The following is an 11241-nucleotide window of genomic DNA, read 5'->3' on the forward strand; positions in this document are numbered from 1 at the left end:
GGGGAACGCCGCCTCGGCGGCCTGCTGCGCCGGCAAGCCCCGGCCGCCGGTGGTGCGGGAGGGGGTGGCCACCAGCACCTGCGCGCGCCGAGCGCCGTTGTAGCGCTGGCTCCAGTAGCGCATGCGCATGTCCTCGATGCGCACCTGGGCGCCGCTGCGCGGGGCGTGGATGAACTTGCCCTCTCCCACGTAGATGCCCACATGCGAATAGGCGCGGCGCAGCGTGTTGAAAAAGACCAGGTCTCCCGGTCTGAGCTCGCTGCGCGGCACCGGCACCAGGCCGGCGGCCCGGGCCTGCTCCTCGGCGCGGCGCGGCAGGCCGATCCCGAGGGCCGTGTCGAACACATGGCGGGTGAAGCCGCTGCAGTCGAAGCCCTCGTCGATCGAATTGCCGCCACGGCGGTAGCTCACACCGAGAAAGCTCATCGCCGTCACCACGGCCTGGGCGGCGGCATCCTGCACTGCCGGCGGGGCGTTCGGTGCCTGGGGGTCGATCGCGGCCGGGGCGTCCTCGGGCTCCGGGGCGGCCGGCGGGGAGGGGGACCATCCACGCTCGGCCAGGAAGGCGGACATCGGGTCGCCTGCGGGGGCGGTGGCCGGAGGTGGTGCCACCGAGGCACACCCCGTCAGGCCTGCCATCAGGCAGACCACACCGACCAGGCGCGAGCAGGACATTTGCATCGCCGCAACCATAGGTCAACGTCACGGGTCTCGTCAAGAAATTTGCGATCTGACAATCATTTAGCAGCAATATCTCGAAACAGTCCTCGATGGGTCGGTCCCGTCTGGACCCCGGGTCGGGTCGAACCTCTGGCGGGGCGCCCGGCAAGCGGGCACGATGGACGGGTGGCGCCGCGGTCGGCTGTCAGGGGGCCGTCAGCGTGCCTGCCTTCAATCGATGCTCCCAAAACGACGGGCCGTACCCCCTGCGAGGAGACACAGCATGAACTACGAAGCCTTCTACCGACGCTCGATCGAGGACCGGGACGGCTTCTGGGCCGAGCAGGCCCGGCTGATCGACTGGCTACAGCCGCCGCAGACCATCTGCGACCATAGCCGCCCTCCGTTCGTGCGCTGGTTCGTCGGCGGCACGACCAACCTGTGCCACAACGCGGTGGACCGCCATCTCGCACAGCGCTCCGACCAGGCCGCGCTGATCCATGTGTCCACCGAGACCGGCACCGAGCGCGTCTACAGCTTTCGCGAACTGCATGCCGAGGTGCAGCGCATGGCTGCGGTGCTGCAGTCCCTGGGGGTAGAGCAGGGCGACCGCGTGCTGATCTACATGCCGATGATCCCCGAGGCGGTGTTCGCGATGCTGGCCTGTGTGCGGCTGGGGGCCATCCACTCGGTGGTCTTCGGCGGGTTTGCCAGCGTCAGCTTGGCCAGCCGCATCGACGATGCGCAGCCGCGCGTGGTCCTCAGCGCCGATGCCGGCTCCCGCGCCGGCAAGGTGGTGCCCTACAAGCCGCTGCTGGACGAGGCCATCCGGCTGGCACAGCACAAGCCCGAGCGCGTGCTGCTGGTCGATCGTGCCCTGGCGCCGATGGAGCGCGTGGCCGGGCGCGATGTCGACTACGCCGCCTTGCGCGAGCAGCACCTGCACGCCCAGGTGCCCTGCGTGTGGGTGACGGCCGACCACCCGAGCTACACGCTTTACACCAGTGGCACGACCGGCCGGCCCAAGGGGGTGCAGCGCGACACGGGCGGCTATGCGGTGGCCCTGGCCGCGAGCATGAAGTACATCTTCTGCGGCCAGGCCGGCGAGACCTATTTTTCCACCAGCGACATCGGCTGGGTGGTGGGCCACAGCTACATCGTCTACGGCCCGCTGATCGCCGGCATGGCCACCATCCTCTACGAAGGCCTGCCGATCCGGCCCGATGCGGGCATCTGGTGGCAGCTCGTCGAGAAGTACAAGGTCACGGTGATGTTCAGCGCGCCCACTGCGGTGCGGGTGCTCAAGAAGCACGATGCGGCCTTCCTGAAGAAGCACGATCTGTCCAGCCTGCGTGCGCTTTTCCTGGCCGGTGAGCCGCTGGACGAGCCCACCGCGAAATGGATCGCCGACGCATTGGGCAAGCCCGTCATCGACAATTACTGGCAGACCGAGACCGGCTGGCCCATCCTGACGATTGCCAACGGCGTCGAAAACAAGCCCAGCAAGTTCGGCTCGCCCGGCGTGCCGATGTACGGCTATCGCGTCAAGCTGCTGCACGAGGCCACCGGCGAGGAGCTGATCGGAGCGCACCAGAAGGGCGTGCTGGCCATCGAGGGGCCGCTGCCGCCGGGCTGCATGCAAACCGTCTGGCGCGACGACGAGCGCTTCGTGAAGACCTACTGGAGCGCCGTGCCCAACCGGCAGGTCTACAGCACCTTCGACTGGGCCATTCGCGACGAGGACGGCTACTACTTCATCCTCGGCCGCACTGATGATGTCATCAACGTGGCCGGCCACCGCCTGGGCACGCGCGAGATCGAAGAGAGCATCGCCAGCCACCCCGCGGTGGCCGAGGTGGCCGTGGTGGGCGTGGCCGACAACCTCAAGGGCCAGGTGGCCATGGCCTTTGCGGTGCTGAAAGATCCAGCGCAGGCGGCCACTGAGGCGCAGGCCCTGGCCCTCGAAGGCGAGATCATGAAGGTGGTGGACCAGCAGCTCGGCGCCGTCGCACGGCCTGCTCGTGTGCGGTTTGTCACGGTCCTGCCCAAGACCCGCTCGGGCAAGCTGCTGCGCCGCGCCATCCAGGCCGTGTGCGAACATCGCGACCCCGGTGACCTGACCACCATCGAGGACCCCTCGGCCCTGCAGCAGATCCGCGCGATGGTGGCCCTGCCGGCCTGAGCGGCATACGAGGCACTGCGGCAGCAGTGCCCCACGACGGCGGCGGCGTCCGGCCTCCCCCTTGTGGGGGATGTGTCACAGTCGAGCTCAAGAACGGACTGAAACGGTCGAAGTCCCGAAAGCTGGATACATTTGCGGTCCAGCGCATGTTCAGGATGAAAGACCCTCAGGCTCCGCTTTTCGTCGACGTCCACCAACTCAAGGTCGGCATGTATGTGCATCTCGACGTGGGTTGGATGGCACACCCTTTTGCGATGAGCAGTTTCCGCATCGCCTCGGACGACCAGATCGCCACCATCCGTGGCCTGGGTCTGCAGCAGGTGCGATGGGATCCCTCCCGCAGCGATCCGGGGCTGCTGGCGCTGGTGGGCGGCCAGGCCGGGCCGCAGCCGGCGGCCGCCGATGCGCTGCCGGCCGATCCGCAAGTGGCGTTGCGGGCCCGACGGCGCGCCTTGCTGGCTTCGCAGCGGGCGCATCTGGCGGCTTGCGAGCGTGAGTTCAACCAGGCCGCCAAGGAATTCCGGCAGATCACCGAGATCGCGCACAGCCAGCCCGAGGCGGCCCGCGAGCGTTCCGAGAGCATGGTCAGCGGCTTTCTGGACAAGATCGACGGGGCCCACGACACCTGCATCCGCCTGCTCCACGAGGGCGCGGGCGACCGCGCCTCGTCCCATAGCCTCAATGTCACGGTGGTGTCGATGCTGCTCGGTCGGGCCATGGGGCTGGGCGAACAGGAGCTGCGCGACGTGGGCTTGGGCGCCCTGCTGCACGATCTGGGCAAGACCGAACTGCCCGACCGCGTGCGCTGGAAGGACGAACTCTCCACCTCGGCCGAGCTGCAGTTCTATCAGGAGCATGTGGCCCATGGCGTGAGTCTGGCGCGCAAGATGAAGCTCAGCCCCCAGGCCACGCTGGTCGTGGCCCAGCACCACGAACAGGCCGACGGCCGGGGCTTTCCACAGCGGCTGCCGGGTGAGCGCATCAGCCCGCTGGCGCGCATCGTCGCCCTGGTCAACCGCTACGACAACCTGTGCAACCCGCTCAACCCGGCCAAGAGTTTGACGCCGCATGAGGCGCTGTCGCTGATCTTCGCGCAGATGAAGGCGCGCTTCGATGCGCTCACCCTCAGCGCCTTCATCAAGATGATGGGGGTGTATCCGCCGGGCTCGGTCGTCGAGCTCACCGACGGGCGCTTCGCACTGGTCGTCTCGGTCAATTCGGCACGCCCGCTCAAACCGCGCGTGATCGTGCATGACCCCAAGGTGCCGGCCGAGGAGGCCTTGGTCGTCGATCTCGAGGCCCACCCTGACCTGGGGGTTCGGCGCAGCCTGAAACCCCTGCAACTGCCGCGCGTCGCACTGGACTATCTGTCCCCGCGCCAGCGCATCTGCTACTTCTTCGAACGGGCCGTGGACCCATCGGCACCCGAGCCCGAGGGGTCTGTATGAGTGCGCCCAGCCTGATGCCGGTGCTCCAGCACCTGATCGACGGCATGCTCGAGGCGGTCTGGATGGTCGATCCGGTGGACCTGCGCGTGGTCGCGGCCAACCAGGCTGCGCATGCCCTGCTGGGCGTGAGTGAGGGCAGCCTGGTCGGCAAGGCCGCCATCGAGCTGGCTGCCACGCCGGAGGACCTGGTCTTCTGGGAGGATGTCGCGGCCGGTCTGAGCGACCGCATCCTCTCCGACAGCCTCGTATGCCGCCCCGACGGCACCACGGTGCAGGTCGAGCGCCGCGTGAGCCTGCTGCGCCTGGCGCCGGGCCATTCGCTGTTCCTCGTCAGCCTGCGCGACCGCAGTGAGCAGCGGCGCGTGGAGGACGAACTCGAACGGCTGGTGTCGGAGCTGCGTGCCACCCTCGAATCCACGGCCGACGGCATCCTGGCCGTCGACCTGCACGGGGGCATCCGCGGCTACAACCAACGCCTGGCCGACCTCTGGGGTTTTCCGCAGGCCCTGATGCTGCGCCGTGACGACCAGGCCATCTTCGCCTGGCTGCGCGAGGCCGTGGCCGACGTGCAGGCCTACGACGAGAAGCTCGCCCTCATTGCCCGCTCGCCTCTGCTGGAGACCACCGACCTCATCGCGTTGCGATCGGGCCGCGTGATGGAGCGGGTCACGAGGCCCCAGTACAGCCGGGGCCGGCCCATCGGTCGCGTCTACTCTTTCCGCGACATCACGCAACAGCTGGCGCAGGAGTCCCAGCTCCAGCTCGCCGCCAAGGTGTTCGATGCCAGCCCCGACGCCGTGTTCATCACTGACGGGCAGCTCAAGGTGCTGGCGGCCAACCCCGCCTGTGCCCGCCTGTGTGGCAGCGCGTGCCAGACGCTGGTGGGGCAGCGCTGGAACGAGCTGGTCCACGATCCGGCCGATCCGGGGGCGATCGATCGCCTGCGCTCGGCCGTCGACGAGTGCGGCAGCATCGAGGCCGAGCTGCACTACGTGCGTGCCGACGGCAGCAGCGGCCCCTGCCAAGTCTCGATGGTGCGCCTGTCCGACGACGCCGGCGGCACGCTGCACTACATCGCCTTCGTCAAGGATCTCACCGACAAGCTGGCGGCCAAGCGGCGCATCGAGGAGTTGGCCTACACCGACGCACTGACCGCCTTGCCCAACCGCCTGGTGTTCACCGAGCGCGTGGAGTTCGCCATCGCGATGGCCCGCCGAGAACATGGCCGCTTCGCGGTGATGTTCGTCGACCTCGACCGCTTCAAGCAGATCAACGACTCGCTGGGACACCTCTACGGAGACCGCGTGCTGGTGGACGTGGCCGACCGGCTCAAGCGCTGCGTGCGCGAGGTCGATACCGTGGCCCGCTACGGCGGCGATGAGTTCGTCGTGCTGCTCCACCAGGCCGACGTGCGTGGCGCGGAGGCAACCGCCCGACGCATCCTCGAGGCCTTGACCGTCCCGGTGCAGCTCGATGAACTGAGCTTCACGGTCACCGGAAGCGTTGGCATCGCGATGTATCCGGATGACGGCGCCACCGCCAACGACCTCATCAAGAACGCCGACGCGGCCATGTACCGGGTGAAAGAGCGTGGCCGGTCGAGCTTTCGCTTCTATCAGCCGCAGATGAACGTGGACCTGCTGGCGCGCATGAAGATCGACCATGCCATGCGCCAGGCCCTGCCAGCCGGCCATTTCCGCCTGGCCTACCAGCCGCAGGTGGACATCAAGACCCGCGAGGTGCTGTCCGCCGAGGCCCTGCTGCGCTGGCGGGACCCGGACCTGGGCGACGTCTCGCCCGCCCAGTTCATCCCCGTGGCCGAGGAAAGCGGCTTTATCGTCGCCCTGGGCGACTGGGTGCTGACCGAGGCGGTGCAGCAGGCCGCGCGCTGGCAGGCCCGGGGGCGTGCGCTGCAAGTCTCGGTCAACGTGTCGGCCCTGCAGTTCCAGCAGGCCAACTTCGTCGAGCGCGTGGCCGGTGTGCTGTCGGCTGCCGGGTTGGCGCCCGGCTGGCTCGAGCTTGAGCTCACCGAATCCATCCTGATCCAAGACGCCGAGGAGGCGCTGAGCCGCCTGCAGCAGCTCGAACAGCTCGGTGTGCGCCTGGCGATCGACGACTTCGGCACCGGCTACTCCAGCCTGGGCTACCTCAAGCGTTTCCCCATCGGCAAGCTCAAGATCGACCGCTCCTTCATCGCCGGGCTGCCGGCTGACGAGAGCGATGCCGGCATCGTGCGCGCCATCGTCAGCATGGCGCGGGCTCTGCACATCAAGGTCATCGCCGAGGGTGTCGAGACCGATCTGCAGCGGCAGTTCCTGTGCGCCGCCGGCTGCGACCAGTTCCAAGGCTACCTGTTTGCCCCACCGGTCGATCCTCAGGAATTCGACAGGCTGCGCGACACCGCCGCACACGCGCCGGGCTGCCGTGCGGGAGGCTGAAGGCCCGGCGCCCGGCCGCCGATGTGGAGATTGCGGATTGGCCGCTGACCGCCAGGAGTGTTAGAGTCATGCCTTCAGACTTTCGGTCCTTCCCGTCCCCTTTGCTGGTTTCTGAGTGAATCCACAGTGAAGGCGGGTCGCAATCCGCCAACCGGTCAAGCCGTGTCGCGGAAGGTTGATCAACCAGCCAACAGCCCTGGAAACCGGGGCATGAGGTGAGCGAGATGATGCAGCAATACAGGTCCAACTCGTACCTGTTCGGGGGCAACGCCCCCTACGTCGAAGAGTTGTACGAGGCCTACCTCGACAACCCGGGCTCGGTGCCTGACAACTGGCGCGCCTATTTCGACGCCCTTCAGAACGTGCCTGCGGTCGACGGCAGCGATTCGCGCGATGTCGCGCACGCGCCCGTCATCGAATCCTTCGCTCAGCGCGCCAAGTCCAACGCCTTCGCGGTCAAGGCCAGCAGTACCGACCTGGCCGTGGCGCGCAAGCAGGTGCACGTCCAGTCCCTGATCGCTGCCTATCGCTTCCTCGGTTCCCGCTGGGCCGACCTCGATCCCCTCAAACGTCACGAGCGTCCTCGCATTCCCGAGCTCGAACCGGCCTTCTATGACCTCACTGAAAGTGACATGGACATCACTTTCAGCGCGACCAACACCTACTTCACCAAGGCCGAACAGATGACCCTGCGGGAGATCCTGCAGGCCCTGCGTGAGACCTACTGCGGCACCATCGGTGCCGAGTTCATGCACATCACCGAGCCGGCCGAGAAGCGGTGGTGGCAGGAACGCCTGGAGAGCTCGCGCTCCAAGCCGGTATTCACCGGCGAGAAGAAGAAGGCCATCCTCGAGCGCCTGACGGCGGCCGAGGGCCTGGAGCGCTTCCTGCACACCAAGTACGTGGGGCAGAAGCGCTTTTCGCTCGAAGGCGGCGAGAGCTTCATCGCCGCGATGGACGAGCTGATCAAGCGCGCCGGCGAGAAGGGCGTGCAGGAAATCGTGATCGGCATGGCCCACCGGGGCCGCCTCAACGTGCTGGTCAACACGCTGGGCAAGATGCCTAAGGACCTGTTCGCCGAGTTCGAGCACACCGCCAAGGAAGACCTGCCCGCCGGTGACGTGAAATACCACCAGGGCTTCTCCAGCGATGTCTCCACCCCTGGCGGCCCGGTGCACCTGAGCCTGGCCTTCAACCCCTCGCACCTGGAAATCGTCAACCCGGTGGTCGAGGGTTCGGTCAAGGCCCGCATGGATCGCCGTGGCGACAAGGAAGGCGATCAGGTGCTGCCCGTGCTGGTGCATGGTGACGCCGCCTTCGCCGGCCAGGGGGTCGTGATGGAGACGCTGGCGCTGGCGCAAACGCGCGGCTACTACACCGGCGGCACGGTCCATATCGTCATCAACAACCAGATCGGCTTCACGACCAGCGACCCGCGCGACACCCGCTCGACGCTGTACTGCACCGACGTCGTCAAGATGATCGAAGCGCCGGTGCTGCACGTCAACGGCGACGACCCCGAGGCCGTGGTGTTCTGCACCCAACTGGCGCTGGACTACCGCCAGGAGTTCAACAAGGACGTCGTCGTCGACATCGTGTGCTTCCGCAAGCTGGGCCACAACGAGCAGGACACCCCCTCGCTCACCCAGCCGCTGATGTACAAGAAGATCGCCAAGCACCCCGGCACCCGCAAGCTCTATGCCGACAAGCTGGTGACCCAGGGCGTGCTGCCCGAGGACGGGCCCGAGGAGATGGTCAAGGCTTACCGCGCCGCGATGGACGCGGGCAAGCACACCGTCGATCCCGTGCTGACCAACTTCAAGAGCAAGTACGCTGTCGACTGGACGCCCTTCCTCGGCAAGAAGTGGACGGACGCGGCTGACACTGCGCTGCCGCTGGCCGAGATCAAGCGCCTGGCCGAGCGCATCACGACCATTCCGGGCAATTTCAAGCTCCACCCGTTGGTCGAGAAGGTCATCGCCGACCGTGCCGCCATGGGCCGCGGCGAGATCAATGTCGACTGGGGCATGGGCGAGCACCTGGCTTTTGCCTCGCTGGTGGCCAGCGGCTATCCGGTGCGCCTGTCGGGCGAGGACTGCGGACGCGGCACCTTCACCCACCGCCATGCCGTGCTGCACGACCAGAACCGCGAGAAGTGGGACGAGGGCACCTACATCCCGCTGCAGAACGTGGCCGACAACCAGGCCCCGTTCGTCGTGATCGACTCCATCCTGTCGGAAGAGGCGGTGCTGGGCTTCGAGTACGGCTATGCCTCGGCCGACCCCAACACGCTGGTGATCTGGGAGGCCCAGTTCGGCGACTTCGCCAATGGGGCCCAGGTGGTGATCGACCAGTTCATCGCCTCCGGCGAGGTCAAGTGGGGGCGCGCCAATGGCCTGACGCTGATGTTGCCGCATGGCTATGAGGGCCAGGGGCCCGAGCACAGCTCGGCGCGCCTGGAGCGCTTCATGCAGCTCGCCGCCGACAACAACATGCAGATCTGCCAGCCCACCACGGCCAGCCAGATCTTCCATGTGCTGCGCCGACAGATGGTGCGCATGTTCCGCAAGCCGCTGGTGCTGATGACGCCCAAGTCGCTGCTGCGCAACAAGGACGCCACCTCGCCGCTGTCCGAATTCACCAAGGGCGAGTTCCGCACCGTGATCGGCGAGCTCAACGCCGAGATCGAGGCGGCCAAGGTCAAGCGCGTGATCGTCTGCTCCGGCAAGGTCTACTACGACCTCGTCAAGAAGCGCGAGGAGAAGAAGGCGCTCGACGTGGCGATCATCCGCGTCGAGCAGCTCTACCCCTTCCCGCACAAGGCCTTTGCCACCGAGCTCAAGAAGTACCCCAACGCCACCGACGTCGTGTGGTGCCAGGACGAGCCGCAGAACCAGGGTGCATGGTTCTTCGTGCAGCACTACATCCACGAGAACATGCTCGAAGGCCAGAAGCTCGGCTATGCCGGCCGTCCGGCCTCGGCCTCGCCGGCCGTGGGCTATGCCCACCTCCACCAGGAGCAGCAAAAGGCCTTGCTCGAGCAGGCCTTTGCCAAGCTCAAGGGGTTCGTGCTCACCAAGTAAGTCCCGGTCCCGGGTCGACGACGGCGCCGCGCCGCCTCGCCCGGATGCGTTGACGGGGGCTGCCCGCGGCGGCCCCTGTGCGCGGCGACACGCATAGCGAAAGAACGATCATGGCAATCATCGAAGTCAAGGTTCCCCAACTGTCCGAATCGGTGGCCGAAGCCACCTTGCTGTCCTGGAAGAAGCGTCTGGGCGAAGCCGTCAGCGCCGACGAGATCCTCATCGAGATCGAGACCGACAAGGTCGTCCTGGAAGTGCCCGCGCCGGCGGCCGGCGTGATCGTCCAGCTCGTCAAGAACGACGGCGACACCGTCGTCAGCGACGAGGTCATCGCCAAGATTGACACCGAGGGCCAGGCCCAGGTCAGCCCGCTGGAGGTCAAGGCTGCACCGGCTGCCGCCCCCGCGGTGACCCCTGCGCCGGCGCCTGCGGCGGCCGGTGGCGCCAAGTCGGATGTGGCGATGCCTGCCGCGGCCAAGCTGATGGCCGAGCACCAGCTCACGGCCGCCCAGGTCAGCGGCACCGGCAAGGACGGCCGCATCACCAAGGGTGACGTGCTTGGCGCCCTCGAAGCCGGGGCGCGGCCCGCCGCCCCGGCGCCGGCCAGCGCCGCCCCCGCCGTGGCCAAGCCGCTGCCGCAGGTCAGTGCCCCCGGCCTGAACCTGGACGACCGCCCCGAGCAGCGCGTGCCGATGAGCCGGCTGCGCGCCCGCATCGCCGAGCGCCTGCTGCAGTCCCAAGCCACCAATGCCATCCTCACCACCTTCAACGAGGTCAACATGGCCCCGGTGATGGAGATGCGCAAGAAGTTCCAGGAAAAGTTCGAGAAGGAGCACGGTGTCAAGCTCGGCTTCATGAGCTTCTTCGTGAAGGCAGCGGTGCATGCGCTCAAGAAGTACCCCATCCTGAACGCCTCGGTCGACGGCAACGACATCGTCTACCACGGCTACTTCGACATCGGCATCGCCGTGGGCTCGCCGCGCGGCTTGGTGGTGCCCATCCTGCGCAACGCCGACCAGATGACCTTTGCCGAGATCGAGAAGAAGATCGCCGAGTTCGGCCAGAAGGCCAAAGATGGCAAGCTCGGCCTGGAGGAACTCACCGGCGGCACCTTCTCCATCTCCAACGGCGGCGTGTTCGGCTCGATGCTGTCCACGCCGATCATCAACCCGCCGCAGTCGGCCATCCTGGGCGTGCACGCCACCAAGGACCGTCCGGTGGTCGAGAACGGTCAGATCGTGATCCGCCCGATCAACTACCTGGCCATGAGCTATGACCACCGCATCATCGACGGGCGCGAGGCCGTGCTGGGCCTGGTGGCGATGAAGGAAGCACTGGAAGACCCGGCCCGCCTGTTGTTCGACATCTGAGGAAGCGCTGGAATGAGCCAACAATTCGACGTCATCGTCATTGGCGGTGGCCCCGGCGGC

6 protein-coding genes are annotated in these 11241 nt (G+C 67.1%); 5 read left to right on the forward strand and 1 reads right to left on the reverse strand.

The genetic code is table 11. The annotated features are described in order from the left end of the window. The coding region (locus tag ACK42S_RS11250) for a C40 family peptidase (protein ID WP_409707160.1) at positions 1-681 on the reverse strand (681 nt) is incomplete at its 3' end. A 217-nt stretch (positions 682-898) separates the two neighbouring features. On the opposite strand from ACK42S_RS11250, the gene ACK42S_RS11255 reads away from it, so the two are divergent. From ACK42S_RS11255 to odhB, 5 genes are all read left to right on the forward strand, one after another. Further along, positions 899-2842 (forward strand): propionate--CoA ligase, encoded by a 1944-nt coding sequence (locus ACK42S_RS11255; RefSeq protein ID WP_409707163.1) that lies wholly within the window; start codon positions 899-901, stop codon positions 2840-2842. A 155-nt stretch (positions 2843-2997) separates the two neighbouring features. Continuing rightward, complete coding sequence (locus ACK42S_RS11260; RefSeq protein WP_409707166.1) at positions 2998-4290, forward strand: HD-GYP domain-containing protein; 1293 nt, start codon at positions 2998-3000, stop codon at positions 4288-4290. Beyond that, entirely contained in the window at positions 4287-6728 is a 2442-nt protein-coding gene (locus ACK42S_RS11265; protein WP_409707169.1) for an EAL domain-containing protein, read from the forward strand. Before ACK42S_RS11260 ends, ACK42S_RS11265 begins: the two co-directional genes overlap by 4 nt. Before the next feature lie 224 nt (positions 6729-6952). Beyond that, positions 6953-9811 carry a 2-oxoglutarate dehydrogenase E1 component gene (locus ACK42S_RS11270; RefSeq protein WP_409707172.1) on the forward strand — a complete coding sequence of 953 codons (2859 nt, stop codon included), beginning with the start codon at positions 6953-6955 and terminating at the stop codon, positions 9809-9811. A gap of 110 nt (positions 9812-9921) precedes the next feature. After that, positions 9922-11181 carry a 2-oxoglutarate dehydrogenase complex dihydrolipoyllysine-residue succinyltransferase gene (gene odhB, locus ACK42S_RS11275; protein WP_409707175.1) on the forward strand — a complete coding sequence of 420 codons (1260 nt, stop codon included), beginning with the start codon at positions 9922-9924 and terminating at the stop codon, positions 11179-11181. Positions 11182-11241: the final 60 nt, after the last annotated feature.

This window comes from Caldimonas sp. (assembly GCF_046289365.1).
GTDB lineage: Bacteria > Pseudomonadota > Gammaproteobacteria > Burkholderiales > Burkholderiaceae_C > Caldimonas.